Genomic DNA, 26,607 nt, shown 5'->3' on the forward strand with positions numbered 1-26,607 from the left:
TGCATGGAACGCTCCGTCTTCGTTCGACGCCGCCGGGGGTGCGGCGTTGCGGTGGGGTGATGAGCGCGGGCATGGGGGTGCCGATGGCTCAGGTTAGGAAACTTTCCTAACCAAGTGAAGCGTCCATCTCCCGCCTACCGCAAGGGTCTTCACCGGATCTCTTGAACAAGAGCATGCCAACGCCCCTGGGGCGGCTCCCCCGGGGCGTCCCGCCGGTTCGGGCCGCGCGGCCCTCGCCCCAGCTCGGCCCGCCTCGGTCTCCTGCCACCGCGAAGGCGGGTACGGCGAAGGGCCCCGCTCCGGAGTGATCCGGAGCGGGGCCCCCTTCGGGCGCCCGTGCGTGTCGGCTCAGGCGCCGCGCAGCACCGCGCCCGTACGCGCCAGGGCCTCGGCGACCGCCGCCGCGCGCGCGGCGGAGGCCTCGTCGGCCGTCAGCGTACGGTCGGCGGCACGGAAGCGCAGGGCGTACGCCAGCGACTTCTTGCCCGCGCCGGCCTGCTCGCCGGTGAAGACGTCGAACAGCCGGATGCCCTCCAGCAGTTCGCCCGCGCCGGAGCGCAGCGCGGCCTCCACGTCGGCTGCCGGGACGCTCGCGTCGACGATCAGCGCGACGTCCTGGGTGGCCACCGGGTAGGCGGAGACGGCCGGGCCCGAGACCCGCTCGGCGCCGTCGGCGGCCAGCAGGTCGATGTCGATCTCCATCGCGCCGGTACGCTCCGGCAGACCGAGCGACTTGATCACCCGCGGGTGCAGCTCACCCGCGTGACCGACCACCCGGTCGGTGCCGGCGACGACCAGCTCGGCGCAGCGACCGGGGTGCCACGGGGCGACCTGCCCCTGGCGGACGGTCAGCTCCACGCCCGCGGCACGGGCCACCGTACGGGCCGCCTCCACGGCGTCCGCCCAACACGCCTGCGCGCCCTTGCCCCACCAGCCGGACGGCAGCCGCTCGCCCGCCAGCGCGACGGCGACCCGGCGCGGCTGGTGCGGCAGGGCGGCGTCCAGCGCGGCGAGCTCGGCGTCGCTCGGGCGGCGGTCGACGGCCGGGCGCGGCGCGACGGAGAGCTCGTCCTTGGGCAGGAAGACCGTGCCGGTCTCGAAGATCGCCAGGTCGGTGTTGCCCCGGCCGACGTTGCGGCGCAGCGCGCCGAGCAGGCCCGGCAGCAGCGTGGTGCGCAGCGCCGGCTCCTCGTCGTTGAGCGGGTTGACCAGCTTGACCGTACGGCGGCGGCGGTCCCCCGGCTCCAGGCCGAGCCCGTCGAAGGCGCTCTCGCCGACGAACGGGTAGTTGTTGACCTCCACGTAGCCGGCGGCCGCGAGCGCGACGCCGACCCGGCGGTGCATCCGCTGGGCCTCGGTCAGGCCCTTGCCCGGCGGGACGGTGGGCATCCGGGAGGGCACGTTGTCGTAGCCCTCCAGCCGGATGACCTCCTCCGCGAGGTCGTACGGGTCGGTGAGGTCGGGGCGCCAGGTCGGCGGGGTGACCTCCAGGACGTCGGCGCCCGCGACCGAGCAGCCGATCTCCTGCAGGCGCCGGGTGACGGTCTCGCGGCCGTACGCGGTGCCGGCGACGCGGTCGGGCAGGTCCGCGGCGATGGTGATGATGCGCACCGGGTGCGGGGCCGCGATGTCGGTGACCCCGGCCTCGGCGGTGCCGCCCGCGATGAGGACCAGCAGGTCCACCGCGCGCTGGGCGGCGGCGCGGGCGGCCTCCGGGTCGACGCCGCGCTCGAAGCGCTTGGCCGCCTCGGAGGGCAGCTTGTGCCGCTTGGCCGTGCGGGCGACGGAGACGGCGTCGAAGTGCGCCGCCTCGATGATCACCTCGGTGGAGCCGGTGACCTGGCCGCTCTCCGGGTCCAGGACGGCGTCCAGGATCTCGGTGGTGGCACCGCCCATGACACCGGCCAGGCCGATCGGGCCGGAGTTGTCACAGATCAGCAGGTCCTCGGCGGACAGCTTGCGCTTGACGCCGTCAAGGGTGGTGAGCAGCTCGCCCTCCTGCGCGCGGCGGACCTGGATCGGGCCGTCGAGCCGGTTCCGGTCGTAGGCGTGCAGCGGCTGGCCGACCTCGAGCATCACGTAGTTGGTGATGTCGACGGTCAGCGAGATCGGGCGGATGCCGGCCTTCTGCAGGCGGCGCTGGAGCCAGATCGGGGAGTTGGCGCCCGGGTCGATGCCGGTGACCGTGCGGGCCACGAAGCGGTCGCAGCCGGCCGGGTCGGCGACCTTGACCAGGTGACCGTAGGAGTTGGCCGGGGGTACGTCCAGCAGCGCCGGGTCGGCCAGCGGCAGCCCGTACGCGGCGGCGGCCTCGCGGGCCACACCGCGCATGGACAGGCAGTAGCCGCGGTCCGGGGTGACGGCGATGTCCAGCACCTCGTCGACGAGCTCCAGCAGCTCGATCGCGTCGGCGCCGGGCTCGTACTCCGGCGGCAGCACGATGATGCCGTTGTGGTCGTCGCCCATGCCCAGCTCGCGGGCGGAGCAGATCATGCCGGCCGAGGTGTGGCCGTAGGTCTGCCGCTCGGCGATCGGGAACGGGCCGGGCAGCACGGCGCCCGGGAGGACCACGACCACCTTGTCGCCGACGGCGAAGTTGGTCGCGCCGCAGACGATCTCCTGCGGGGCGCCGGTGCCGTTGGCGTCGCCGACGTTGACGAAGCAGTGCCGGATCGGCTTCTTGAAACCGGTCAGCTCCTCGATGGACAGCACCTGGCCGACCACCAGCGGGCCCTTGAGGTCGGCGTTCAGCTGCTCGACGGTCTCGACCTCGAGGCCGGCGCGGACCAGCCGGGCCGCCACGTCGCGGCCGGTCTCGCCGGCCGGCAGGTCGACGTACTCGCGCAGCCAGGAAAGCGGGACGCGCATCAGATCTCCATCCCGAACGGGAGGGTGAAACGGACGTCACCCTCGACCATGTCGCGCATGTCGGCGACGTTGTGGCGGTTCATCAGGATTCGCTCCAGGCCCAGGCCGAAGGCGAATCCGCTGTAGCGGCTCGGGTCCACGCCGGCGGCGACCAGCACGCGCGGGTTGACCACACCGCAGCCGCCGAGCTCGATCCAGCCCTCGGAGGAGCAGGTGCGGCAGGGGCGGTCGGGGTTTCCGATGCTCTCGCCGCGGCAGACGAAGCACTGCAGGTCGATCTCGGCGCTGGGCTCGGTGAACGGGAAGTACGAGGGCCGCCAGCGCAGCTCCAGGCCGTCCCCGATGAGCTTGCTGACCAGCAGCTCGATGGTGCCCTTGAGGTCGGCGAAGGTGATGCCCTCGTCGACCGCGAGGCCCTCCAGCTGACGGAAGACCGGGGTGTGGGTGGCGTCCAGCTCGTCCGTCCGGTAGACCCGGCCGGGACAGATCACGTACACCGGGGGCTCGCGGTCGAGCATGCTGCGGATCTGGACCGGCGAGGTCTGGGTGCGCAGCACCACGCCGCTGTCCGGGCTGCCGTCGGGAGCGGCGACGAAGAAGGTGTCCTGCATCGAGCGGGCCGGGTGGTCCGGGCCCAGGTTGAGGGCGTCGAAGTTCAGCCACTCGGCCTCGACCTCGGGGCCCTCGGCGACCTCGTAGCCCATGGCCACGAAGGTGTCCTCGATGCGCTCGGCGAGGGTGGTCAGCGGGTGGCGGGCGCCGCGCGGGGCGCGGTCGTACGGCAGCGTGATGTCCACCGCCTCCTCGACCAGGACGCGCGCGTCGCGCTCGGCCTCCAGCTCGACCTGGCGCGCGGCGAGCGCCTTGTTGACGGCGCCGCGGGCCTGGCCGATCAGCTTGCCCGCCGCGGCCTTGGCGTGCGGGGGCAGGGCGCCGATCTCGCGGTTGGCGAGGGAGAGCGCGGAGCGGTCACCGGTGTGGGCGACCTTGGCCTGCTTCAGCTCGTCGAGGGTGCCGGCGGCGGCGAAGGCCGCGACGGCCTCGTCCCGGGCGCGCTCGACCTCTTCGGGCTTGAGTGCCTCGACCTCTACCGGGTCGTACGACTTATTGGGTGCCGACATCTCTATCTTTCCCGTGCTCCTGCTCGTCCGTGCTCAGGTATGGGGCTGGCTCGCTCCCCCTGCCCGCCGTCGGGCTGGGGGCACCTCCCGGCCGCCAGGCTGGGGGCGAGGGGCCGGCGCGTTACGCCCGGCGTGGCCGGGGCACGGTCAGCCGATCTCCGTCCGGGAGGAAGGGTGTCCGCGGCTCAGCCGCACAGGGCGTCCCACAACGCCAAAGGTCGAGTGTAGTCGCCTGTACTTCCAGGCTCGCTCGCCCGCCGGGGCGGCCTGCGACTCACAGCATGAAGTCGGGCACCGCGGCGGGCAGGATGAATCGGAAGCGGGCGCCGCCGCCGGGCGCGCGGTCGACCCGGATGGTGCCGCCGTGGGCCTCGACGATGCCCTTGACGATGTAGAGGCCCAGGCCCGTGCCGCCGCGCTTGGAGCCGCGCCAGAAGCGGGTGAAGACGCGCGGCATCGACTCCTCGGGAATGCCACTGCCCTCGTCGCTCACGGTGACCGCTGTTCCTTCCAGGACTCGGGGCGGGGTGCCGGGGCGCTCCCAGACGGGGGCCTCGATGACCTCCTTGGCGGGTGCCACCTCGATCGTGACAGTTCCCTCCCCGTGCCGCACCGCATTTTCCAGCAGGTTGGCCAGCACCTGGTCGATCTTGTCGGGGTCGGCCCAGAGCTGGGTGAGCGGCTGGGTGATCCGGATGTCGAAGCGGTTCTCGGGGATACCGGCGGCGACCTTGCCGTCCACGTGCCGGCGTACGGCCGCCGCGAGGTCGACCACCTGCTTGCGCAGCTCCAGCCGGCCCGCGTCGATCCGGGAGATGTCCAGCAGTTCGGCGATCAGCCGGGTGACGCGGTCGGCGTCGGCGTCGACGGTCTCCAGCATCAGCCGCTTCTGGCCGTCGGTGAACCGCTCCCACTTGGCCAGCAGCGTGGCGGTGAAGCCCTTGACGCTGGTGAGCGGGGAGCGCAACTCGTGCGCGACGGTGGCGATCAGCTCGGCGTGGCTGCGTTCGGTGCGGCGTCGGGCCTCGGTGCCGCGCAGGGCGACCACAACCCGCGCCGGGGGCTGCTGCGGGTTCTCACGGACGTACCGGGCGGAGACCAGCACCTCGCGCCCGCCCGGCAGCAGCAGGTTGCGTTCGGGCTGGCCGGTGCGGATGGCCGGGCCGCCGTACGGGTCGGTCAGCTGCCACCAGCGCCGGCCGTCCAGGTCCTCCAGCGGGAGGGCGTCCTCCAGCGGGCTGCCGAGGGCGGCGGCGGGGCGGATGCCGGTGAGCCGGCCCGCGGCGCGGTTGAAGCACACCACCCGGCCCCGGGCGTCCGCGATCACCAGGCCGTCCGGCAGCTCTTCCGGGTCCAGCTCTACCCCGATGCCGGCCATGGGCGTCCTCCCCGATTACCCACCGTGTACTTCCCCCCACCGAGGCTGACCCTAGCGTCCCTACCCCCGTGCGCGACACCCTTCCGGCGAGCGCTGGGCCCGCGCGGAGGCGTAGAGGCAGACGGCGGCGGCCGTCGCGAGGTTGAGGCTCTCGGCGTGCCCGTGGATGGGTACGCGCACCACCTCGTCCGCGAGTGCGCGGGTCTCCTCCGGCAGACCCCAGGCCTCGTTCCCGAAGACCCATGCGCCGGGAGCGCCGAGGGTGCCCTCGTCCAGCTCCTGGTCGAGGTCCCGCTCCCCCGCCCCGTCGGCGGCCAGCACCCGTACGCCGGCCTCGCGCAGCCGGGCGACGGCCTCCTCGACCGGGACGCCGACGGCGACCGGGAGGTGGAACAGACTGCCGACCGAGGCCCGGACGGCCTTGGGGTTGTAGAGGTCCACCGAGGCGTCGGTGAGCACCACGGCGTCCGCGCCGGCGGCGTCGGCGGTCCGCAGGACGGTGCCGGCGTTGCCGGGGTCGCGCACGTGCGCGAGCACGGCGACCAGCCGGGGGCGGGCCTTGAGCACCTCCTCGAACGGCGTGTCGATGAACCGGCAGAGCGCGACGATCCCCTGCGGGGTGACGGTGTCGCAGATCTCGGCGATCACCTCGTCGGTGGCGGTGAGCACCGGCAGCGACTCGGCCCGCGCGGCGGCGACGATCTCGGCGTGCCGCTCGGCGGCGTCCTGGGTGAGGTAGATCTCGACCACGGCGTGCTCGGAGGACCCCGGCAGCTGCCCGAACGCGATCGCCTCGCGAACGGCCTGCGGGCCCTCGGCGAGGAACCGGCGCTCCTTGCTGCGCTGGTTCCGCTTGGCGAGCCGGCGGGCGGCGACCACGCGCGGCGAGCGCAGGGAGGTCAGCAGGGGGGTGTCGGTGCTCTGCATGTTCTCGTCTCTGGGGCGGAGGGTGCCGTGGAAGCAGTCAGACCCGCAGGCAAGCCTGCGGGTCTGACAACTCAGCTGCGGTGCCGGGGCACCTGATCCGGGAGGATCAGGCGGCGTCGGCGGCGGCCTTGGGGGCGTTGACGTCAGTCGGCAGAGCCTTCTGAGCCACCTCGACGAGCGAGGCGAAGGTGCCCGGGTCGTTCACGGCGAGGTCGGCCAGCATCTTGCGGTCGATCTCGACGTTGGCAGCCTTCAGACCCTGCACGAAGCGGTTGTAGGTGATGCCGTTGGCACGGGCCGCAGCGTTGATGCGCTGGATCCAGAGCTGACGGAAGTCGCCCTTGCGCTTCTTGCGGTCGTTGTAGTTGTAAACGAGCGAGTGGGTGACCTGCTCCTTGGCCTTGCGGTACAGGCGCGACCGCTGGCCGCGGTAACCGCTGGCCCGCTCGAGGATGACCCGGCGCTTCTTGTGGGCGTTTACTGCCCGCTTGACGCGTGCCACTTCATTACTCCTTGGGTTGGACCACGGACTACTTCACGTGGTCCGTCATTCGAATGGGTCGGGAAGGATCAGCTGGTCCCACGGCTTGCGCCGAGGGAGGGCGATCACTTACCGAGGAGCTTCTTGATCTTCTTGGCGTCGGCCGGGGCGACCTCGACCGTACCGGCCAGCTTGCGGGTCAGCGTCGACGGCTTGTGCTCAAGCAGGTGGCGACGGCCGGCACGCTCGCGCAGCACCTTCCCGGAGCCGCTGATCTTGAAGCGCTTGCTGGCGCCGCTGTGCGTCTTTTGCTTCGGCATGTCGCCGTCTCTCCTCATCGGTCCGTCCCCGCCCGCGCGCCATTGCCGCGCGGGACGGGACTGGATTGAACTGGTGGCCGGGGCGGCTGCCCCGGCACCTTGGTGGCCGGTTCCCTCAAACTGCCAGGAGCCCTGGGGGCTCAGGCGTCCTGAGCAACCTCGGCCGGCTGCTCGACCTCGGCGTCGGCCTCGTCACCCTCGTCCGCGGCGTCGGCCTCGTCGGCCTCCGCCTCGGCGGCGGCGTTCTCGGCCTCGAGCGCCGCGTCGTCGGCCGCGGTGTCGTCGGAGCCGGTGTTCCGGCCCTGACGCTCAGCCTTGCGGGCGTCCGCGATCGCACGGGCCTCGGCCATGGCCTCGGTCTTCTTCTTGTGCGGGCCAAGAACCATGATCATGTTACGGCCGTCCTGCTTGGCCGAGGACTCCACGAAGCCCAGGTCCTGGACGTCGTTCGCCAGCCGCTGCAGCAGTCGGAAGCCCAGCTCGGGCCGGGACTGCTCACGACCGCGGAACATGATCGTGATCTTGACCTTGTCGCCCTGCTTGAGGAACCGGACGACGTGACCCTTCTTGGTGTCATAGTCGTGCGGGTCGATCTTCGGCCGGAGCTTCATCTCCTTGATGACCGTGTGCGCCTGGTTCTTGCGCGCCTCACGGGCCTTCATGGCCGACTCGTACTTGAACTTGCCGTAGTCCATGAGCTTGCACACCGGCGGCCGGGCGGTCGCCGCGACCTCAACCAGGTCGAGGTCGTACTCCTGCGCGAGCTCCAGCGCCTTGGCAAGCGGCACAATGCCTACCTGCTCGCCGCTGGGACCGACGAGTCGCACCTCGGGGACGCGAATCCGGTCGTTGATGCGGGGCTCGGTGCTGATGGGGCCTCCTCGGTTGCACCTTCTGCGATGCGGCCGTCGGACGGCGGTCGCACGTAGTGGACTCGACCACTGGGCGGGGCTTCATTCGTGCTGCGCTGCCTACTCGCTGGTTGGCTGCATGCACCGCGACACGAAAAAAGCCCCGCTCGGTACACAAGCGGGGCTCCACACGACCGGGGGCGGCGCCCTGGTGAGGAGCGCTGCTGGCGACTACCGGACCTTGCGGCCGGTGTCGCGGACCGGGACCCGTCGACCGTTAGGCCGATCAGGTGGGAGACTTTCGCGGTTGCCCTCTCGGGCCTCCTGAGTGGAGCCTCCACTTGCTGGCCGGGATCCCCTGGGGGTTCCTGGCCGGTCAGTCTCGAAGCATACAGCGTTTGTCCCCCCGGCGGTATTCCGCCCCCGGCGACCTCGCGCCCCGCGGCTCGCACCCGCCCCCTTGTACGCTCCCTGGTGTACGTACACCGGCACGACGGAGTGAGTCCCCCTTGAGCAGCGAGCCCACCGAGAACACCGCCTCCGGCGACGAGGCGATCGGTTTCGACGACCTCACCCGCGACATCGCCGAGGTCCCGGCCGTCGAGGTGATCACCACCGTCGCCGTGCACCTGATGAGCGCCGCCGCCGTGAAGTGCGGTCTCGCCGAGGGCGGCGCGGCCGACAAGGACCTCGACGAGGCCCGCAAGCTGATCACCGCGCTGGCCGGCCTGGTGACCGCGGGCGCCCCCGAGATCAGCAACTTCCACGCGGCGCCGCTGCGGGACGGCCTCAAGTCGCTCCAGCTGGCCTTCCGCGAGGCCTCCACCGTCCCGGACGCCCCCGGCGCCGGCCCCGGCGAGAAGTTCACCGGGCCCGTCTACTCCTGAGCCGCCCGGCGGCGGTACGCCCGCCCCGCCCGGGCGGGGCGGGCGTACCGGCGCCGGCTCAGCGCCGGTAGAGCGGTTCGGCCGGCAGCTCGGCACCGGGGCCGGCACCGCCCATCATCGCCAGGCTCAGACCACGGTCCAGCCGCACCCGCAGCAGCGGCTCCGAGCTCACGGCGCGGCCGATCCGCTGCGCGCTCTCCTGGAGCGCGGCACCGTCCAGCCCCGGGTCGGTGTAGACGGCGAGCAGCCCGTCCGCGCCGTCCGTGGGCTCCAGCAGGGCGCACACCACCTCCGGCTGCGCCCCCAGCACCCGCCGGACGGCCTCGCGGACCTCCGGGTCGCCCAGCGGCGGCAGGTACACCCGGTTCTCCGCGACGGCCCGCATCCGGGCGCCCGTCAGCTGGTACGTCACCGGGCCGGCCGGGTCGATCAGCAGGGTGTCGGCCCGCTCCGAGTAGGCGGCCAGCACGGCCTGCGGCGCGGCCACCGGGGCCGGCCGGGCGTCGGCGCGCCAGCGGGCCAGGGTCTCCAGCGAGGTGAAGGCCGGCAGAGCGCGACGGCCGTCGGCGGCCTCGATCACCGGGACGGCCATGTCGCTGGTCTTCTCGTGCCGCAGCCCTCCCCCAGCCTTCGCCCGGGGGGACCCCCATCCCGCTTCGCTCTCGTCCGTCTCCACCTCGCCCAGCAGGGCCACGATGGGCACCATCAGCCGGCTGGGCGTCAGCGCCCGGAGCAGCTCCGGCTCCGCGGCGCGGTCCTCGGACCAGGCGGTCAGGGCCTGCGCGAGGCGCGGGTCGGCGGTGCCGTCGTCGGCGGCGAAACCTGGGTTCGGGATGTTCTTGCGGTCCACCCGCCGAGCCTATGTCACGCCGCCGTGCCGGCTCCTCGCCGCCGCCCTGCGCGGACCCGGCGAACTCCCCCGCGATTGCGCGGCGATTGCCCGGTGCAGGGGTGGTGACGTGGCCAGGGGCCAAGGACGATCATGGACGCATGACATCGCGATACCGAATGGGCCGGCCCCAGGGCCGCAGGCGGCTGCGAACCGGTGTGCTGCTCGCCCTGGTGGTCGCGGTGATGCTGGCGTTGGGCGTCGGCGGCCTGTCCCACCACGCCCCGGGCGCCGCCGCCCGCGCCGCCACGGACTCCGGCCCGGACATCACCCCGCTCCCCGCGCCGTCCGGCGTGGGGCCGGCGCCCGGCACCCCGGGCACGCAGGCCGTCACCCTGGCCGTCGAGCAGGCACTGCGCACCACGCCCGCCGCGGCGCCGGGCGCCGTCTCGCTCGCGCTGCTGGACCTCACCTCGGGCAGCACCGCCGTCGCCGGTGCCGACGGACACCGGTTCGTCACCGCCAGCATCGTGAAGGCGGACATCCTGGCCGCGCTGCTGCGCCAGACGGGCTCCGCCCTGACCGAGGAGCAGGAGCAGCAGGCCACGGCGATGATCGAGGACAGCGACAACGACGCGGCCGGCGAGCTCTTCGAGGAGATCGGCGGGGCCGAGGGCCTCGACCGCGCCAACCAGGCCTTCGGACTGACCGCCACCACGGCCGGACGGGACGGCTACTGGGGACTGACCACCACCACGGTCGAGGACCAGCTGAGGCTGCTCCGGGTGATCTTCGACCGGCACTCGCCGCTCGACCCGGCCGCCCAGGACCGCATCCGCGGGCTGATGGCCGCGATATCCGAGGAACAGGCCTGGGGCGTCTCGGCCGCCGCCTCCCCCGACGGCGGCTGGATGCTGAAGAACGGCTGGCTGGAGCGGGACCAGGACGGACTCTGGGTGGTCAACAGCATCGGCCAGGTCACCACCGGGGCCGGCCACCGGGTGCTGGTCGCGGTGCTGTCGGACGGGAACGTGACGGAGGAGGACGGCGTCTCGGTGGTGGAGTCGGTGGCGGTCGCTGCGGTGCAGGCTCTGACCTCGGGGCAGGCTCTGACCTCGGGGCAGGCCGGGGCCGCCGCCGGGGCCGCCGCGGCCGTGGGGTCCGTCGCCGGGTCGACCGGACGGGAATGAGCCTTCCCGGGCCTACCCACCGGTAGGCGGGGTATGGCACTCTGCGCGCATGGCCACGCCCGCAGCTTCCGCCCGTGCCCTCGCCGTCCACAGCACCGCGCCGCCCTCGCCGGTCGCCGACCGGGCACGCTACGACCGGGCGACCGCACAGCTCGACGCGCCGCTGGCGATCGTCGACCTGGCCGCCTTCGACGCCAACGCCGCCGACCTCGCCCGCCGCGCGGCGGGTAAGCCGATCCGGGTGGCGAGCAAGTCGGTGCGCTGCCGGGCCCTGCTGGAGCGGGTGCTGGCGATGGACGGCTTCGCCGGGATCATGAGCTTCACCCTCGCCGAGTCGATCTGGCTGGCGCGCTCCGGCTTCGACGACGTCCTGCTGGCCTACCCGAGCGCCGACCGGTCCGGCTTCGCCGAGCTCACCTCCGACGCCAAACTGGCCGGCGCCGTCACCGTCCTGGTGGACGACCCCGTCCAGCTCGAAGTGATCGACCGGGCCCGGGAGGGCACCGAGGAGGTCCGGATCTGCCTGGAGCTGGACACCTCGCTCCAGTTGCTCGGCGGCCGGGTGCGGATCGGCGCCCGGCGCTCGCCGCTGCGCACGCCCGGTCAACTCGGCGCGCTCGCCGAGCTGGTGCAGCGGCGCCCCGGGTTCCGGGTGGTCGGGCTGATGGCGTACGAGGGGCACATCGCGGGCGTGGGCGACAGCATCGCCGGGCGGCCGGTGCGCTCGCGCACCATCCAGCTGATGCAGAGCAGGGCCCGTACCGAACTGGCCCGGCGGCGGGCGGTGGTGGTGCGGGAGCTGCGGACGGTCGCGGACCTGGAGTTCGTCAACGGCGGTGGCACGGGCAGCGTCGAGTCGACGGTGGCCGAGCGGGCGGTGACGGAGGTGGCGGCCGGCTCCGGCCTGTACCTGCCCCGGCTGTTCGACAACTACCGCTCGTTCCAGGGCCGTCCGGCGGCGCTGTTCGCCCAGCCTGTGGTCCGGCGGCCGGGGCTCGGCGTGGTGACGGTGCTCGGCGGCGGCTACCCGGCCTCGGGCGCGGCCGGCCCCGACCGCTCGCCCGTGCCGTACCTGCCGCAGGGGCTGAGGTACGACCCGCAGGAGGGCGCGGGCGAGGTGCAGACTCCGCTGCTCGGCCCGGCGGCCGACGACCTGCTGATCGGCGACCGGGTCTGGTTCCGCCACGCCAAGGCCGGCGAGCTGTGCGAGCGCTTCGCCGAACTCCGCCTGGTCGAGGGCGAGCGGGTGGTGGAGAGCGTCCCCACCTACCGGGGTGAGGGCAAGACCTTCCTCTGAGCGCGCCCGCGCACCGGGGCTCGCGCGCCTCTTCCTCACCGCACACGGCGTCAGAAACTGTGCGGGGCTTCGGTATTGCCACTTGGTCCAGACCAATCGTACGCTCAGGCCGGGTCGCGACCTCGGGCAGACGTGCCCGCCCCCACACAGCCCGACCCGAAGCGTGCCAAGGAGCCCCCACATGCCCTCCCCCCACCGCAGAGTGCTCGCACTCGCCGTCACCGGGTCCACCCTGCTGCTCACCGCCCTGGCGGCGGCCGGCACCGCGAACGCGCACGGCGCGATGCTCGGCCCGGTGAGCCGGATCGCCGCGTGCTACGCCGAAGGCCCCGAGAACCCCAGGTCCCAGGTGTGCAAGGACCTCGTCGCCATGAGCGGCACCCAGCCGCTGTACGACTGGAACGAGGTGAACATCGCCGACGCCAACGGCCGGCACCAGGCGCTGATCCCGGACGGCAGGCTCTGCTCCGCCAACCGCGACAAGTACCGGGCGCTGGACACGGCGAGGACCGACTGGCCGGCCACCGCCGTCAGCCCGGGCGCGTTCAGCTTCAGGTTCAAGGTCACGGCGGCGCACGTGGGCACCCAGAGCGTGTACATCACCAACGACGGCTACGACCCGGCCAAGCCGCTGAAGTGGTCGGACCTGGACCCGACGCCGGTCGCCCAGGCCTCCGTGACCAGGACGGCGACGGACGGCTACTACACCTACGGCGGCACGCTCCCCAGCCGGACCGGCCGGCACCTGCTCTACATGATCTGGCAGCGCAGCGACAGCCCCGAGGCCTTCTACAGCTGCTCGGACGTCGTCTTCGGCCAGCCGGCCGCTGCGGGGGCGGCAGCCGCGGCCGCACCGGCAGCGGGAGCGGCGGCAGCCGACACCCCGGCCGCCACGGCGCCGTCCGCCCCGACGGAGCAGCAGATCGCGGCGGGCGCGGCGAAGTCCACCGTCGGCCACCACGGTCACGGCGGCGACGAGGCCCCGGCACCCGCCGCACCCGCCGTGCAGATCCGCGCCGCTGCCATCGGCGCCGGCTCACCCGCCGGTCCGCTGCTGCTCACCGGCGCGGCGGCGATCAGCGCCGGCTGGGCGGTGATGGTGCTGCGCCGGCGCCGGGTGGCCGCCGGGCGCCAGGGGGGTTGAGACGCGGCCGACCCGGGCGGGCGGTCCCTTAGGGGGCGCCCACCCGGGCCGGTGCCCGGCGCCGCGCGTTGGGTGCGACGCGGCGGCGCCGCGCGCAGAACCGTCAGGTTCAGGTGGTGGTGCCGCCGTCGGCGCCGCCGGGCAGGCCCTTGCCGGAGTAGGCGCCGATGCCCTTGACGATGGTGTCCATCACGGAGATGTCCGGCGCCTTGGGGTCGACGTCGAAGCCGAGGTGGACGGCGACCAGGGCCTTGCTGTCCTTCTGCCCGGCCGGGAAGACCACGGTCTCGACGTACCCGTCGTTGCCCTGCGGCGCGTCGACCTTCCAGCGGACCAGGTAGCCGTCACGGCCGTCGACCTTGACCGCCTCCGACTTCAGCTCCTCGTGCGACGCGACCTCACCGTAGGACTCCTTGGCGGCCTTGGCGATGTCGGCCTTGGCCGCCGCCTCGACGTCGGGGCCGGTGATCCGGCTGGTCGTCGCGCCGCCGAGCGAGCACTCGCCGCCACCGGAGCCGGGGCAGGAGTACGAGCCGATGGTCAGCGCCGCGAAGCCACCGGGCGTGGTGCCGCCCTCCCAGCCTGCGGGGATGGGGAGGGTGATCCGGTTCACCAGATCGGCCGCGGTGGTCGAGGAGGACCTGCCGTCGTTGGAGCCGCCGTTGCCGTTGCCCCGGCCGTTGCCCTTCCCGCCCGGCCCGTTGCCCGGCCCGTTGCCCGGCCCGCCGCCGCTGCCGTCGTCGCCCTTGCCGCCCTGGCCGTCGCCGGGTGCGTCCGGGCCGCCCCAGAGGCCCTTGCCCCCGGGGAACTGGAACGCGCCGCTGCGGTGGCCGGCCCGCTTCTGTGCGTGGTCGCCCATCGCCAGGTAGGTGACGCCGGACCCGACCGCGAGGCCGAGCAGCGCCGCCACGGCGGCCGTCACCAGCACCGGCCGGGAGGGCCGGCGCAGCGTCCGCCTCTTCTTCGCCGGCGCCGCGCCGATCAGCGGGGGCGGCTGGGGGAAGCGCACCGTCGGCCCGTCCTGGAGGACCTGGCCCTCCAGCACCCGGGTCTCCTCGCCCTCCGGCGCAGCCGCGGACGGGGTCTCGGTGGTCGAGGCCTCGGCGGCCGGGGTCTCGGCGGCCGGGGCTCCGGGGAGCTGCGGCGGCGGTGCGTCCAGCGGCGCGGGCCGGGTGCTGCCCGTCCAGCCCTTGCCGTCCCACCAGCGCTGTGGTCGGGGGGTCGTGGTGGTGTCCTGCGGATCCGGGTACCACCCGGCGGGAATCTGCTCGCTCACGCTTGAGAATGTAAGCGGACGCGGATAAGCGGGAAATCAGAGCGGCGTCCAAATCGCCCGATTTTCGATGAGTATTCGATGAGACTCCTGAAGGCCACCTCCCGGCGGGCTACAGCGGGGTGACATACGCCCCCGAGATCCCGCCGTCCACCAGGAACTCGCCAGCCGTGATGAAGGAGGAGTCGTCGCTGGCCAGGAAGGCCACGGCGGCGGCGATCTCCTCGGGCCTGGCGAAGCGCCCGAGCGGGATGTGGACGAGCCGGCGGGCCGCTCGCTCCGGATCCTTGGCGAACAGCTCCCGGAGCAGCGGGGTGTCCACCGGCCCCGGCGAGAGCGCGTTGACCCTGATGCCCTCGCGGGCGAACTGCACACCCAGCTCACGCGACATCGCCAGCACCCCGCCCTTGGAGGCCGTGTAGGAGATCTGCGAGGTCGCGGCGCCCATCCGGGCCACGAAGCTGGCCGTGTTGATGATCGAACCGCGCCCGTGCCGCCGCATGTACGGCAGTGCGGCCCGGCAGCAGAGGTAGACGGAGGTGAGGTTCGCCTCCTGTACCCGGTGCCAGACGGCCGGTTCGGTGGTGAGGATGGAGTCGTCCTCCGGCGGGGAGATGCCGGCGTTGTTGAACGCCACGTCGACGCTGCCGTAGGTCTCGTACGCCTCGTCGAAGAGCGCCTCGACCATGTACGGGTCGGTGACGTCGGTGTGCACGAAGAGGCCGCCGACCTTCTTGGCGGCCGCCCGGCCCGTGCTCTCGTCGATGTCCGCGCAGACCACCTTCGCGCCCTCGGCGGAGAGCCGGCGGGCGGCGGCGAGCCCGATGCCGCTCCCGGCGCCGGTGATCACGGCCACCCGCCCGACCAGTCGGCGGCAGACCGGGGTGTCGTCGGTCATACGAACTCCTGCTCCTCGGTGCGTTCCTGGACGTTCCTGCCCCGGCGCGGCGGCCCGGCAGGCGTTCGGCTCGGGCTCACCTCACGCTCGGCCCCGGGCCCACCTCGCGCTCACAGCCGCTCGAAGGACCGGTAGCGCTCCCAGTCGGTGACGGCGCCGTCGTACGCCGCCTGCTCGACCCGGGCCATGGTGAGGTAGTGCTCGACCACCTCGTCACCGAAGGCCGACCGGGCGAGCGCGCTGCTCCCCCAGAGGTCGGCCGCCTCGCGCAGCGAGCCCGGCATCCTCGGGAAGTCACCGGCGTGGGCGTTGCCGGTGCAGGCCTCGGACAGCGGCAGCTTCTGCTGGATGCCGTAGAGCCCGGCGGCGAGCATCCCGGCCACGGCCAGGTACGGATTGACGTCCCCGCCGGGCACGCGGTTCTCCAGCCGCAGGCTGCGGGCCCGCCCGACCACCCGGTAGGCGCAGGTGCGGTTGTCGGGGCCCCAGGCGACGGCGGTGGGGGCGAAGGAGGCGGCACGAAAGCGCTTGTAGGAGTTGATGTTCGGGGCGTAGAGCAGACTGAACTCGCGCAGCGCGGCGAGCTGCCCGGCGAGGAAGTACCGCATGGTGTCGGACATCGTGCCCTGCGCGTCGGCGAAGGCCGGGGTCGCCTCGGGATCGCGCAGCGAGAGGTGGATGTGGCAGCTGTTGCCCTCGCGCTCGTCGTACTTGGCCATGAAGGTCAGCGAGCAGCCCTGCTGGGCCGCGATCTCCTTGGCGCCGGTCTTGTACACGCTGTGCTGGTCACAGGTGGTGAGGGCGTCGGCGTACCGGAAGGCGATCTCGTGCTGGCCGAGGTTGCACTCCCCCTTGGCGGACTCCACCGTCAGACCGGCCGCGCCCATCTCGTTGCGGAGCCGGGCCAGCAGCGGCTCGACCCGCGCGGTGCCGAGCATCGAGTAGTCGACGTTGTAGAGGTTGGCCGGGGTCAGCTCGCGGTACCCCCTCCGCCAGGCCTCCTCGTACGCGTCCTGGAAGATCATGAACTCCAGCTCGGTGCCCACGTCGGCGGCGAGGCCGTGCTCCGCGAGCCGCTCGATCTGGCGGCGCAGCATCGCACGCGGGGAGGCCGCGACCGGGCTGCCGTCGTGCCAGGCCAGATCGGCGGTGACCTGCGCGGTGCCGGGCTGCCAGGGGGTGAGCCGCAGGGTGGCGAGGTCGGGGTGCAGCGCGAAGTCCCCGTAGCCCGTGTCCCAGGAGGCCAGCGCGAAGCCGTCGACGGTGTTGAGGTCCACGTCCACGGCCAGCAGGTAGGCGCAGGCCTCGGCGCCGTGCTGGGCGACCTCGTCGAGGAAGAAGCGGGCGGCGAAGCGCTTGCCCTGGAGGCGGCCCTGCATGTCGGTGAAGGCGACGGCGACGGTGTGGATCTCGCCGGTGTCCACCAGGCTGCGCAGCTCGCCCATGGTGAGCGGGGCCCGCGGCGGCGGGCCGAAGGGGGCCGTCCGGTCGGCCATGACGGCCCTCCTCGATGACTACTCAGCGGGATCGATCGGTTACAGGGAACGCTAAGGCCTGGCGCCGACAGTGCGGAAGAGGGCCACTCCCCGCGTGGCGCGCCGAGGCTCGCGCCTCACCGCCGCGAAGCCCCGGCTGGTGAAGAATTCGTGCATGGACCGCAGGCCTTTCATCGGCGTCAGCACCTACGTGGTCGACGCGAGTTGGAGCGACTGGCGCGATCGCCGGGTGGCTCTGGTGCCCGAGTGCTACACCGCCTTCGTACAGGATTCGGGCGGCTTGGCCGTACTTCTGCCGCCGGACGCGCCGGAGCGCGCGCCCGAGATGCTGACCAGGCTGGACGCGCTGGTCATCGCGGGCGGACCGGACATGGATCCGGCGTACTACGGCCAGCCGCCGCACCCGCTGACCGACGCGGACTGCCCGGACCGGGACCGCTGGGAGTCGGCGCTGGTACGGGCCGCGCTGGCGGTGGGCATGCCGCTGCTGGGCATCTGCCGGGGTATGCAGGTGCTGAACGTGGTCTGCGGCGGCTCGCTGATCCAGCATCTGCCGGACGTGGTGGACCCGGACACGCACGCCGGCACGCCCGGCAAGTACGGCCGGCACACCGTGCGGCCCGTCCCCGGGACACTGCTCGGCGGGCTGCTGCCGGAGTCGGAACTGACCGTGCCGACCTTCCACCACCAGGCGGTGGACCGGCTCGGCGAGGGTCTGCGGGTGAGCGCGCTGGCGGCGGACGGGACGATCGAGGGGGTGGAGGGTCCGGGCTTCACCGTGGGTGTGCAGTGGCACCCGGAGCAGAGCGAGGACCTGCGGGTGATGCGGGCCCTGGTGCGGGCGGCGACCGCCGCCCCGGCGACGGTCCCGCTGGTCCCGGTCGCGGGCTGAGCGCCGGCCTCGCGGGCGAGCGGGTACGAAGGAGGCGGGCACCCGGCTGTGCGGGTGCCCGCACAGCCGGGTTGTCCGGCCGGCCCGGCCCGGCCGCCCGGTGTTCGACCGTCGGCCCCCGGGGTCAGTCCTCGCCCGCCGGTGCGGACGGCAGGGCGATGGCCAGCGCCTGGGAGACGTGCAGCCGGTCGGCGGCGGCCGACAGGCCGGGCAGCATCCGCCGCGCGTGCTCCGCGTAGCCCCGGGCCGAGGGATGCCTGCCGTCGGCGCTGAGCAGCTCGGCGGCGCGGTCGCGGAACTCGTGCTCGGACCAGGGCGCGATCAGCGCGCCGCTGCGCAGCGCGGCACGGGTGTGCAGGCGGGCCAGCCGCCCGGCCCGGTAGGACAGCAGCCGGCGGAACACCGCGCGGATGCCGGGCGCGTGCCCGGGGTCGGGGCACGGCACGACCACCACCTCCCACCGGGCCTCGCGCAGCAGCGCCACGGCGCGCGCGAAGAGCCGGGCGGAGCGGCCGATCGGCAGCGGGAGCATCACGTCGTTGCCGCCGATGACCACCACGGCGATGCCAGGTGAGCCGAGGGAGCTCACCCGCAGGGCCTGGCGCTGTACCGAGCGCGCCGTCGCGTCCGCCCGGGCGAGCACGCGCAGCGAGACGGGCCGGCCGGTCCGCCCGGCGAGGTCGTTCGCGAGCAGCGCGCCCATGGTCTCCTCCCCGGCCTGCACCCCGAGGCTCTGCGCGAGGGAGTCGCCGAGCAGCAGCAGAGGCACGGGACGGCCCTCCGCACATCCGTACCGGCCGTCGGGCGAGGGGACGTGCCAGTTGGCCGGGGGCCGCTTCATCAGCAGCGTGGTGTGGAGCCGGGCGGCGGTGAGGAGTAATTGCCGGCGGGCGGGCCGGGCACCCGGACGGCGGGCGGGCAGCTCGGGCGTCGGCGGGTCGGCGAGAGGCCGGACGGATGGCGGGGCCGACTGGGAGGTCGCGGGCATGGGGGTGCTCCTGAGGGGTCAGGTCGGGACGGGGGGAGGCGGGCCGGTCGGGACGGCTCGGGACAGGGCGGTGGAGGTGGGGCAGGTCAGACGGCGGTGAGGACGAGGACGGCGTTCTGACCGCAGCCGGCCGAGACGATCCCGTCGTACGGGTGCTCGGGCCGGTGCTCCTGCCGGTTCCACGGCGCTGCGCCGAGCGGGCCGTCGAAGTCCCGCCCCCGGCCGAACGGGACGTACTGGTGCGGGAACCACTCCCGGGCCGCTGCCATGTGACGATTCATCAGGTAGGCGGCGGTCGGCTCCGGTTCGACGAGCCGGCCCGCCCCGGGGGCCGTCGTAGTGATCTTCACGGGAAGTGATCGTCACCTAATCGTCCGTACCCGTGCAAGCTCCGCTCACCCGATTGGCTCATCGCCCGGGCAAGGTCGGAACGGCTCGGCGGCGACTCCCGGACGACCCCGGGGCGGCTCTCCCCGGCGGCCTCAGGTCAGCGGCAGCCCGGCCGTCACCGCCAGCGCGCCGAGCGTCCCGGCAGCCAGCAGCGCGGTCACCGCACCCCTGCGGGCCGCCACCAGCCAGAGCAGCGCCGCCGCCAGCAGCACCCACTGCCAGCCGGCCCCCAGCGAGGCGGCGAGCGGCACGGTCGAGCCGGCGATCGCGCCGATGACGGCCGGGCCGGCCCCGGTGAGGAAGTCCTGGACCCGGCGGTCGACCCTGATCCGGTCGAAGTGCGCCGCGCCGAGGATCACGAACAGGAAGGAGGGCGCGAAGGCCACGCCGGCCGCGAGCAGCCCGCCGGCGAGCCCGGCGGCCGCGTAGCCGACGGCGGCCACGGTCTGGACGACGGGCCCGGGAGTGACCTGCCCGAGGGCCACCGCGTTGAGGAACTGACCGTCCGTCATCCAGTGGTAGCGGTGCACCGCGTCGCTCTGCATCAGCGGAATGATCACGAAGCCACCACCGTAGGAGAGCGCACCCACCTTGAACGCCACCCAGGCCACCGCCCCGAGCCCGCCCAGCGCGGGCACCGCGGCTGCGAGCGGCAGCGGCGGCAGGGCCGGGCGCCGCACACCCGGGCCGGTGGGGGCGGCTCTCCCCCGGACGACGACCTCGGCCAGCCCGGCCGCGAGCAGGACCAGCACCAGCCAGGGCCCGGTGAGGATCGCGGCCACCGCGCCCGCCAGTGCGTACAGCACCCACCGGGTACGGGCCGCCGGCGCCCGACCGGCCCGGGTGAGGCTGCCGGGCACCAGCGTGGTGGCGGCCTGGAGCGCGACGGCGGGGACGCCCGCGCCGGCGCCGGCCGCCGCGCCGAGCACCCAGCGCGGCGGGTCCGCGGCGAGGAACAGCGCCGACAGCGCCAGGATCAGCAGCAGCCCGGGGACGATGAAGCAGACTCCGCCGACCACCGCGCCGACCGGGCCGCGCAGCCGCCAGGCGGTGAAGATCGCCAGCTGGGTGGAGGCCGGGCCGGGCAGCAGGTTGGTGGTCGCGATGCCGTCCTCGAACTCGGCGCCCGTCAGCCAGCCGCGCTGCTCCACGCAGAGCCGGCGCAGCAGCAGGATGTGCGCGGGCGGTCCGCCGAAGCCGAGTACGCCGATCCGCCCCCACTCCCGGGCGATGGTCCGCAGCCGGACCTCGTCCTGGTCCTCCCGCTCCGTCACTGACGCTCCCTCGCTCGCTCCGCCGGTGCCCGCGCCGTCCGTGCCGACAGCGCCTGCCCGCCCGCCGGCAGGGCGGGCGGGCGGGCGGGCGGCGCGAACCCTACCGGAGCCGGGCGAACAGCCGGCCACCCGTCCGGCCCAGACCCCTGGCCCGTCCGGAGCCCTTGCGGCGCCTGGACGGGAACGACAACGGTCACCAGTGCAGCCTTTGGATCTTCGTTCGATCTGCGGTTCACTTCGGGTGCGGGGCGGCCACGCGGCGGCCCCGCCCAGTCAGCGCTCGCCCGCCCATCCGTGCACGGCTCAGGAGAGGACTTCGATGGCCGGCCACGACCACCGTCACAGCGACCGCCAGCACGAGCCGCACGACCACGGCGTGAAGGGCCACGGCGGCCACTCGCACGGCGTGGCGGCCGACGCCGACCGCCGCTGGCTGCTCGGCGCGCTCGCACTGATCGTGGTGTTCATGGCGGGCGAGGTCGTGGCCGGCTTCGCCGCGCAGTCCCTGGCCCTGATCTCGGACGCCGCGCACATGCTCACCGACGCGGCCTCGATCGTGCTCGCCCTGGTCGCGATGCGGCTGGCCGCCCGGCCCGCCAGGGGCGGCTACACCTACGGGCTGAAGCGGGCCGAGATCCTCTCCGCGCAGGCCAACGGCGTCACCCTGCTGGTGCTCTCCGCCTGGCTCGGGTACGAGGCGGTCACCCGGCTGCTCAACCCGCCCGAGGTGACGGGCTCGCTGGTGCTGATCACCGCACTGATCGGGATCGTCGTCAACCTGGCGGCGACCTGGTGCATGTCCAAGGCCAACCGCACCTCGCTGAACGTCGAGGGCGCCTTCCAGCACGTGCTGACCGACCTGTACGCCTTCATCGCCACCGCCGTGGCCGGCCTGATCATGCTCACCACCGGTTTCGAACGGGCGGACGCGATCGCCTCGCTGTTCGTGGTGGCGCTGATGCTGCGGGCCGGGATCGGCCTGGTCCGCGACTCCGGGCGGATCTTCCTGGAGGCCGCCCCCGCCGGGATCGACCCGGACGTGGTGGCCGACCGGCTGATCGCGGCCGAGCAGGTGGTGGAGATCCACGACCTGCACATCTGGGAGATCACCTCCGGCCAGCCCGCGCTGTCCGCACACATCCTGGTCGCCCCGGACGGCGACTGCCACGCCGTGCGGCGCGGGCTCCAGCGGCGGCTGCGGGAGGACTACCGGATCACCCACGCCACCCTCCAGGTCGACCACCTGGGCGAGGACGACGCGCAGGAGCTGCTCCAGATCGGCACCGCGGGCCCGCCCTCCCCCGAGCACTGCGGCGGCGACTCCCACGGCCCGGTCCACCGCAGCGGCCCGCACGAGCACTGAGCGCGCCCACGAGCACCGAGCACCACGCATCGAGCGCCGCACGCCGAGCGCCACGCGCACGCTGTCACCGCGGTACGGCATGATCGGAGGCGTGACCGCACCGCGACTGATGCTGCTCGACTCCGCCAGCCTGTACTTCCGCGCCTACTACGGGGTGCCGGACTCCGTGAGGTCCCCGGCCGGTGAGCCGGTGAACGCCGTCCGGGGGCTGCTGGACTTCATTGCTCGCCTGGTCCAGGACCACCACCCGGACCAGCTGGTCGCCTGTATGGACGCCGACTGGCGCCCGCAGTGGCGGGTCGACCTGGTGCCCTCGTACAAGACGCACCGGCTCGCCGAGGCCGCCGTCGACGGCGAGGAGGAGATCCCGGACACGCTGGCCCCGCAGGTGCCGGTGATCGAGCAGGTGCTCGACGCGCTGGGCATCGCCAAGGTCGGCTCGCCGGGCTTCGAGGCGGACGACGTGATCGGCACCCTCACCGCCCGCGCCGAGGGCCCGGTGCAGATCGTCACCGGCGACCGCGACCTCTTCCAGCTGGTCGACGACGCCCGGCGGGTCGAGGTGCTCTACCCGGTCAAGGGCATGGGCAACCTCCAGCGCACCGACGACGCGCTGCTGCTGGAGAAGTACGGCGTCCGGGGCGCCCAGTACGCGGACATGGCGGCCCTGCGCGGCGACCCGAGCGACGGCCTGCCGGGCGTCAAGGGCATCGGTGAGAAGACCGCCGCCCAGCTCATCAACGAGTACGGCGACCTCGCGGGCATCCGCGCCGCCGCGCACGACTCCCGTTCGCGGCTCACCCCGGCCCGGCGCAAGAACATCATCGAGGGCGCGGCCTACCTGGATGTCGCGCCGACGGTCGTCCGGGTCGCCGCCGACGCGCCGCTGCCGGCCTTCGACCCGGCGCTGCCGCGCGAGCCGCTCGACCCGATGACGCTGGAGGAGCTCTCCGCCCGCTGGGGCCTGGGCCACTCGCTGGAGCGGGTGCTCGCGGTGCTGGCCGGCTGAGCGGACACCACACCCGGCACGGCGCGGGGGCCCGGGCGGCGCACCGCCCGGGCCCCCGTCGTACCCGCGGCGGGGTCAGCCCACCGAGGAATAGGCGATGATGCCGCGCCGCAGCCCGTCCACCGCCTTGCGGGCGGTGCCGCGCAGCTGCGCGTCCTCGCCCGCGGCGTCCTGGATCTGGCCGAGCACGTCGATCAGCTGCTTCGTCCAGCGGACGAAGTCACCGGCCGGCATGTCGGCGTCGCGCAGGACCGAGTCCAGCCCGTGCCCGAGCGCCCAGCGGTAGGCGACCCAGGCGAAGCCCAGGTCGGGCTCGCGCTGGCCGACGCCCTCGGCGGTGTTGATCCGGTGCTGCTCCTCCAGGGCGTCCAGGTGGCCCCAGATCCGGACCATCCGGCCGAGCGCCTCCTTGGCGTTGCCCTCCGGCACCCGGGGTGCGGCCGCGTCGTCGGCCTGCCGGGCCTCGTACACCAGCGCCGAGGCGCAGGCGGCGAGTTCGGCGGCGGCCAGGCCCGCCCAGACGCCCTCGCGGATGCACTCGGAGGCGAGCAGGTCGAGCTCGCCGTAGAGCCGGCCCAGGCGCTTGCCGTCCGGGGTGACGGTGTCGCCCTCCAGGTAGCCGAGGTCGGTGAGCAGGCCGCAGACCCGGTCGAAGGTGCGGGCGATGGTGTGGGTGCGGGAACGCATCTTGCGCTCCAGCACTTCGGTGTCGCGGTGCAGCCGGTGGTAGCGCTCGGACCAGCGGGCGTGGTCCTCGCGCTCGTCGCAGCCGTGGCACGGGTGCTGGCGCAGGGCGGCGCGCAGCCGGGTGATCTCCGGGTCGTCGGCGGCCGCCGCGCGGCCCTTGCGGAACCGCTCGGGCTCCAGGTGGCCCGCCTTGGTGCGCAGCGCGGAGGCGAGGTCACGCCGGGACTGCGGGCTGCGCGGGTTGAAGGACTTGGGGATCCTCACCCGCTCGACCGCGGTGACCGGATGCGGGAAGTCGATCATCGCGAGCCGCTTGACCTGCCGCTCGGCGGTGAGCACCACCGGGCGCGGCCCGTCCTGGTAGTCCGGGTGGCGGGTGCCGCCGCGCGGTGAGCGGCTGCCGGGCGGCAGCCCCGGGTCGAGCACCAGGGCCAGGCCCGCGAACTTGCCGGTCGGCACATGGATGACGTCGCCCGGCTTGAGCTGCTCGATGGACTCGATCGCGGCGGCCCGGCGCTGGCCGGTGCCCTCGCGGGCGAGCTCGTTCTCCCGGTCCTTCAGGGCCCGGCGCAGCCCCATGTACTCGTCGAAGTCCCCGAGGTGACAGGTCATCGACTCGCGGTAGCCGTCCAGGCCCTCCTCGTTGCGCTGGACCTGCTTGGCGATGCCGACCACCGAGCGGTCCGCCTGGAACTGCGCGAAGGACGTCTCCAGCAGCTCGCGCGAGCGGTGCCGGCCGAACTGGGAGACCAGGTTGACGGCCATGTTGTAGGACGGCCGGAACGAGGACTTCAGCGGGTAGGTGCGGGTGCCGGCGAGGCCGGCCAGGGCCTCCGGGTCCAGGCCGCGCTGCCAGAGCACCACCGCGTGACCCTCGACGTCGATGCCACGCCGGCCGGCCCGGCCGGTGAGCTGGGTGTACTCGCCGGGGGTGATGTCGGCGTGGGTCTCGCCGTTCCACTTGACCAGCTTCTCCATGACCACCGAGCGGGCCGGCATGTTGATGCCCAGCGCCAGCGTCTCGGTCGCGAAGACGGCCTTGACCAGACCCTTGACGAACAGCTCCTCGACGACCTCCTTGAAGCGCGGCAGCATCCCGGCGTGGTGGGCGGCGATGCCGCGCTCAAGGCCGTCCAGCCACTCGAAGTAGCCGAGGACGTGCAGGTCCTCGTCCGGGATGTCGGCGCAGCGCTCCTCGACGATGGCCCGCACCTGGGCGCGGTCGGCGTCCTTGTTGAGCCGCAGGCCGGAGGAGAGGCACTGCTGGACGGCGGCCTCGCAGCCGGCCCGGCTGAAGATGAAGGTGATCGCCGGCAGCAGGCCCTCGGAATCCAGCCGGTCGATGACGTCGACGCGGCCCGGCGTCCAGACCCGGCCCGGGCGGCCGTTCGGCATCGAGCGGCCCCGGCCGCGCGCGAAGCGGTCACCGCGCGGGCCCGGCACCTGCTCGGAGCGGGCGAGGCGGACCAGCTCGGGGTTGACGGCCTTGGCCGGGTTGCGCGGGGCGTCCTTGGGGCGGCCGTCGCGGTCCGGGTTGGCGAACAGGTCGTACATCCGGTTGCCGGCCATCACGTGCTGCCAGAGCGGGACGGGCCGGTGCTCGGAGACGATCACCCTGGTGCCGCCGCGCACGGTGTCCAGCCAGTCGCCGAACTCCTCCGCGTTGGAGACCGTCGCGGAGAGCGAGACCAGCGTGACGGACTCGGGGAGGTGGATGATGACCTCCTCCCAGACCGCGCCGCGGAAGCGGTCGGCGAGGTAGTGGACCTCGTCCATCACCACGTAGCCGAGGCCGTCGAGGGTCTGCGAGCCCGCGTAGAGCATGTTGCGCAGCACCTCGGTGGTCATCACCACGACGGGCGCGTCCCCGTTGACGGTGTTGTCACCGGTGAGCAGGCCGACCTTGGCGGCGCCGTAGCGCTTGACCAGGTCGCCGTACTTCTGGTTGGACAGGGCCTTGATCGGCGTGGTGTAGAAGCACTTGCGGCCACCCTGGAGCGCCAGGTGGACGGCGAACTCGCCGACGATGGTCTTGCCGGAGCCGGTCGGGGCGGCGACCAGCACTCCCTCACCGCCCTCCAGGGCCTTGCAGGCCTCGATCTGGAACTCGTCCAGCGGGAAGTCGTAGAGCTGCTGGAAGCCGTACAGGGCGGTGGCCTGCTCCTTGGCCCGGCGGCGGAAGGCCGCGTAGGCCTCGGCCGGGCTGAGCTCCTGATCGTCGGGGCGCTCGGGCATGCTGCTGCTCATCTGCGTCACCTCTTCTTCCCGTGGGAGTACGGCCCTGCTGGGCGAGACGGGGGCGCAGACGGCGACGCCTGCGGCTGCGGGGCCGGGCCGGCGAGGGCCGGGACCGGGGCGCAGCGGTTGTGGTTGATGTGGTGATCGTGCATCTCAGCGAGAGATTACCCGTCACGGCTGACATCGATAGCACCGTTTTCGGAGAGAGCCCGGGATCACCGTTCAATCAGATCCATAGTTGCAAATGTCTTCAATCGATCATTGGCACAGCACACTTCGATCGCACTACGGCCAGCTTCGGTCACCTCTGGTCATCAGGTAGGCGACGGCGGATGTCCTCCCTAGATTCGTGACCGACCGCAACCGGACCGTGACCCACGGGCCGGTTCACCACGCAGAGCCACAGGAGGATCACCATGGCGAATCTGGAGACGACCCTCAAGGAAGCCATGACCATCGAGGGCGCGATCGGCATCGCGCTGGTCGACTACAGCAGCGGGATGGCCCTGGGCTCCCTCGGGGACGGCGCCGAGCTCGACCTCAACATCGCGGCGGCCGGCAACACCGACCTGGTGCGGGCCAAGATGCGCACCATGGAGATGCTCAACCTCCACGACAACGAGATCGAGGACATCCTGGTCAGCCTGACCAGCCAGTACCACCTGATCAGGCCGCTCACCACGAAGAACGGCCGCGGCCTGTTCCTCTTCCTCGCACTCAACCGCACCCGCTCCAACCTCGCGATGGCCCGGCACCAGCTCAAGCGGATCGAGGTCGGCCTCGAAATCTGACCGGGCGAGCCGTGC

General features: G+C 73.3%; 23 protein-coding genes. 8 read left to right on the forward strand and 15 right to left on the reverse strand.

What is annotated here, in order from left to right:
• Positions 1-348: 348 nt before the first annotated feature.
• The 7 genes from pheT to infC all read right to left on the reverse strand — a co-directional run bounded on the left by pheT (position 349) and on the right by infC (position 7,967).
• On the reverse strand, positions 349-2,868 hold the full coding sequence (pheT, locus tag ACIBH3_RS19715) for a phenylalanine--tRNA ligase subunit beta (RefSeq protein ID WP_396313284.1): 2,520 nt from the start codon (positions 2,866-2,868) through the stop codon (positions 349-351).
• Entirely contained in the window at positions 2,868-3,989 is a 1,122-nt protein-coding gene (gene pheS, locus ACIBH3_RS19720; protein WP_396313285.1) for a phenylalanine--tRNA ligase subunit alpha, read from the reverse strand. Before pheS ends, pheT begins: the two co-directional genes overlap by 1 nt.
• 274 nt (positions 3,990-4,263) lie before the next feature.
• Positions 4,264-5,367, reverse strand: a complete 1,104-nt coding sequence (locus tag ACIBH3_RS19725) for an ATP-binding protein (protein ID WP_396313286.1) — start codon at positions 5,365-5,367, stop codon at positions 4,264-4,266.
• A 60-nt stretch (positions 5,368-5,427) separates the two neighbouring features.
• Positions 5,428-6,294 (reverse strand): TrmH family RNA methyltransferase, encoded by an 867-nt coding sequence (locus ACIBH3_RS19730; protein WP_396313287.1) that lies wholly within the window; start codon positions 6,292-6,294, stop codon positions 5,428-5,430.
• Between the two features lie 106 nt (positions 6,295-6,400).
• Entirely contained in the window at positions 6,401-6,796 is a 396-nt protein-coding gene (gene rplT / locus ACIBH3_RS19735) for a 50S ribosomal protein L20 (RefSeq protein WP_396313288.1), read from the reverse strand.
• Between the two features lie 104 nt (positions 6,797-6,900).
• Positions 6,901-7,095 (reverse strand): 50S ribosomal protein L35, encoded by a 195-nt coding sequence (gene rpmI / locus ACIBH3_RS19740; RefSeq protein ID WP_360264568.1) that lies wholly within the window; start codon positions 7,093-7,095, stop codon positions 6,901-6,903.
• 140 nt (positions 7,096-7,235) lie between these two features.
• On the reverse strand, positions 7,236-7,967 hold the full coding sequence (gene infC / locus ACIBH3_RS19745; RefSeq protein WP_396313412.1) for a translation initiation factor IF-3: 732 nt from the start codon (positions 7,965-7,967) through the stop codon (positions 7,236-7,238).
• Between the two features lie 488 nt (positions 7,968-8,455).
• On the opposite strand from infC, the gene ACIBH3_RS19750 reads away from it, so the two are divergent.
• Complete coding sequence (locus ACIBH3_RS19750; RefSeq protein ID WP_396313289.1) at positions 8,456-8,833, forward strand: DUF1844 domain-containing protein; 378 nt, start codon at positions 8,456-8,458, stop codon at positions 8,831-8,833.
• Between the two features lie 58 nt (positions 8,834-8,891).
• On the opposite strand, the gene ACIBH3_RS19755 is transcribed toward ACIBH3_RS19750, so the two are convergent.
• Positions 8,892-9,683 (reverse strand): SseB family protein, encoded by a 792-nt coding sequence (locus tag ACIBH3_RS19755; RefSeq protein WP_396313290.1) that lies wholly within the window; start codon positions 9,681-9,683, stop codon positions 8,892-8,894.
• 140 nt (positions 9,684-9,823) lie between these two features.
• Between ACIBH3_RS19755 and ACIBH3_RS19760 the strand changes: the two genes are divergently transcribed.
• The 3 genes from ACIBH3_RS19760 (at position 9,824) to ACIBH3_RS19770 (ending at position 13,293) form a co-directional block, all read left to right on the forward strand.
• Positions 9,824-10,852: a serine hydrolase gene (locus tag ACIBH3_RS19760; protein ID WP_396313291.1), complete on the forward strand. Its 1,029-nt coding sequence runs from the start codon at positions 9,824-9,826 to the stop codon at positions 10,850-10,852.
• A gap of 49 nt (positions 10,853-10,901) precedes the next feature.
• Positions 10,902-12,149, forward strand: a complete 1,248-nt coding sequence (locus ACIBH3_RS19765) for an amino acid deaminase/aldolase (protein WP_396313292.1) — start codon at positions 10,902-10,904, stop codon at positions 12,147-12,149.
• Between the two features lie 181 nt (positions 12,150-12,330).
• The gene (locus ACIBH3_RS19770) at positions 12,331-13,293 is read left to right on the forward strand and encodes a lytic polysaccharide monooxygenase (protein WP_396313293.1); all 963 of its coding nucleotides are present in this window, start codon (positions 12,331-12,333) and stop codon (positions 13,291-13,293) included.
• 109 nt (positions 13,294-13,402) lie between these two features.
• Here the strand turns inward: ACIBH3_RS19770 and ACIBH3_RS19775 are convergent, their stop codons facing one another.
• From ACIBH3_RS19775 to ACIBH3_RS19785, 3 genes are all read right to left on the reverse strand, one after another.
• Positions 13,403-14,569, reverse strand: a complete 1,167-nt coding sequence (locus ACIBH3_RS19775) for a DUF2510 domain-containing protein (protein ID WP_396313294.1) — start codon at positions 14,567-14,569, stop codon at positions 13,403-13,405.
• Positions 14,570-14,678: 109 nt separating this feature from the next.
• Positions 14,679-15,464: a 3-oxoacyl-ACP reductase gene (locus tag ACIBH3_RS19780; RefSeq protein WP_396313295.1), complete on the reverse strand. Its 786-nt coding sequence runs from the start codon at positions 15,462-15,464 to the stop codon at positions 14,679-14,681.
• Positions 15,465-15,574: 110 nt separating this feature from the next.
• Entirely contained in the window at positions 15,575-16,960 is a 1,386-nt protein-coding gene (locus ACIBH3_RS19785; RefSeq protein ID WP_396313296.1) for a glutamine synthetase family protein, read from the reverse strand.
• Positions 16,961-17,114: 154 nt separating this feature from the next.
• Between ACIBH3_RS19785 and ACIBH3_RS19790 the strand changes: the two genes are divergently transcribed.
• Positions 17,115-17,852 carry a gamma-glutamyl-gamma-aminobutyrate hydrolase family protein gene (locus tag ACIBH3_RS19790; RefSeq protein ID WP_396313297.1) on the forward strand — a complete coding sequence of 246 codons (738 nt, stop codon included), beginning with the start codon at positions 17,115-17,117 and terminating at the stop codon, positions 17,850-17,852.
• A gap of 124 nt (positions 17,853-17,976) precedes the next feature.
• Here ACIBH3_RS19790 and ACIBH3_RS19795 read toward each other — a convergent pair whose 3' ends face one another.
• The 3 genes from ACIBH3_RS19795 to chrA form a co-directional block, all read right to left on the reverse strand.
• The gene (locus ACIBH3_RS19795; protein WP_396313298.1) at positions 17,977-18,840 is read right to left on the reverse strand and encodes a GDSL-type esterase/lipase family protein; all 864 of its coding nucleotides are present in this window, start codon (positions 18,838-18,840) and stop codon (positions 17,977-17,979) included.
• An 86-nt stretch (positions 18,841-18,926) separates the two neighbouring features.
• The gene (locus ACIBH3_RS19800) at positions 18,927-19,190 is read right to left on the reverse strand and encodes a hypothetical protein (protein ID WP_396313299.1); all 264 of its coding nucleotides are present in this window, start codon (positions 19,188-19,190) and stop codon (positions 18,927-18,929) included.
• Between the two features lie 132 nt (positions 19,191-19,322).
• The gene (gene chrA, locus ACIBH3_RS19805; protein ID WP_396313300.1) at positions 19,323-20,504 is read right to left on the reverse strand and encodes a chromate efflux transporter; all 1,182 of its coding nucleotides are present in this window, start codon (positions 20,502-20,504) and stop codon (positions 19,323-19,325) included.
• Between the two features lie 319 nt (positions 20,505-20,823).
• On the opposite strand from chrA, the gene ACIBH3_RS19810 reads away from it, so the two are divergent.
• Positions 20,824-21,867 carry a cation diffusion facilitator family transporter gene (locus ACIBH3_RS19810; RefSeq protein ID WP_396313301.1) on the forward strand — a complete coding sequence of 348 codons (1,044 nt, stop codon included), beginning with the start codon at positions 20,824-20,826 and terminating at the stop codon, positions 21,865-21,867.
• 109 nt (positions 21,868-21,976) lie between these two features.
• Entirely contained in the window at positions 21,977-22,876 is a 900-nt protein-coding gene (locus tag ACIBH3_RS19815) for a 5'-3' exonuclease H3TH domain-containing protein (protein WP_396313413.1), read from the forward strand.
• A 75-nt stretch (positions 22,877-22,951) separates the two neighbouring features.
• Here ACIBH3_RS19815 and ACIBH3_RS19820 read toward each other — a convergent pair whose 3' ends face one another.
• Entirely contained in the window at positions 22,952-25,810 is a 2,859-nt protein-coding gene (locus tag ACIBH3_RS19820; RefSeq protein WP_396313302.1) for a DEAD/DEAH box helicase, read from the reverse strand.
• A 407-nt stretch (positions 25,811-26,217) separates the two neighbouring features.
• Between ACIBH3_RS19820 and ACIBH3_RS19825 the strand changes: the two genes are divergently transcribed.
• Complete coding sequence (locus ACIBH3_RS19825) at positions 26,218-26,592, forward strand: hypothetical protein (RefSeq protein ID WP_396313303.1); 375 nt, start codon at positions 26,218-26,220, stop codon at positions 26,590-26,592.
• The last annotated feature ends 15 nt before the right edge of the window (positions 26,593-26,607 follow it).

The organism is Kitasatospora sp. NPDC050543 (assembly GCF_044457565.1).
Classification (GTDB): domain Bacteria; phylum Actinomycetota; class Actinomycetes; order Streptomycetales; family Streptomycetaceae; genus Kitasatospora.

Bases quoted from the DNA above. Each gene is read 5' to 3' on its own strand.
- ACIBH3_RS19785 (WP_396313296.1), bottom strand. From the start codon at position 16,960: ATGGCCGACCGGACGGCCCCCTTCGGCCCGCCGCCGCGGGCCCCGCTC.
- ACIBH3_RS19730 (WP_396313287.1), bottom strand. From the start codon at position 6,294: ATGCAGAGCACCGACACCCCCCTGCTGACCTCCCTGCGCTCGCCGCGC.
- ACIBH3_RS19810 (WP_396313301.1), top strand. From the start codon at position 20,824: ATGGCCGGCCACGACCACCGTCACAGCGACCGCCAGCACGAGCCGCAC.
- ACIBH3_RS19815 (WP_396313413.1), top strand. From the start codon at position 21,977: ATGCTGCTCGACTCCGCCAGCCTGTACTTCCGCGCCTACTACGGGGTG.
- ACIBH3_RS19790 (WP_396313297.1), top strand. From the start codon at position 17,115: ATGGACCGCAGGCCTTTCATCGGCGTCAGCACCTACGTGGTCGACGCG.
- ACIBH3_RS19820 (WP_396313302.1), bottom strand. From the start codon at position 25,810: ATGAGCAGCAGCATGCCCGAGCGCCCCGACGATCAGGAGCTCAGCCCG.
- ACIBH3_RS19780 (WP_396313295.1), bottom strand. From the start codon at position 15,464: ATGACCGACGACACCCCGGTCTGCCGCCGACTGGTCGGGCGGGTGGCC.
- pheT (WP_396313284.1), bottom strand. From the start codon at position 2,868: ATGCGCGTCCCGCTTTCCTGGCTGCGCGAGTACGTCGACCTGCCGGCC.
- rpmI (WP_360264568.1), bottom strand. From the start codon at position 7,095: ATGCCGAAGCAAAAGACGCACAGCGGCGCCAGCAAGCGCTTCAAGATC.
- pheS (WP_396313285.1), bottom strand. From the start codon at position 3,989: ATGTCGGCACCCAATAAGTCGTACGACCCGGTAGAGGTCGAGGCACTC.
- ACIBH3_RS19770 (WP_396313293.1), top strand. From the start codon at position 12,331: ATGCCCTCCCCCCACCGCAGAGTGCTCGCACTCGCCGTCACCGGGTCC.
- ACIBH3_RS19765 (WP_396313292.1), top strand. From the start codon at position 10,902: ATGGCCACGCCCGCAGCTTCCGCCCGTGCCCTCGCCGTCCACAGCACC.
- ACIBH3_RS19725 (WP_396313286.1), bottom strand. From the start codon at position 5,367: ATGGCCGGCATCGGGGTAGAGCTGGACCCGGAAGAGCTGCCGGACGGC.
- ACIBH3_RS19760 (WP_396313291.1), top strand. From the start codon at position 9,824: ATGACATCGCGATACCGAATGGGCCGGCCCCAGGGCCGCAGGCGGCTG.
- ACIBH3_RS19795 (WP_396313298.1), bottom strand. From the start codon at position 18,840: ATGCCCGCGACCTCCCAGTCGGCCCCGCCATCCGTCCGGCCTCTCGCC.
- ACIBH3_RS19825 (WP_396313303.1), top strand. From the start codon at position 26,218: ATGGCGAATCTGGAGACGACCCTCAAGGAAGCCATGACCATCGAGGGC.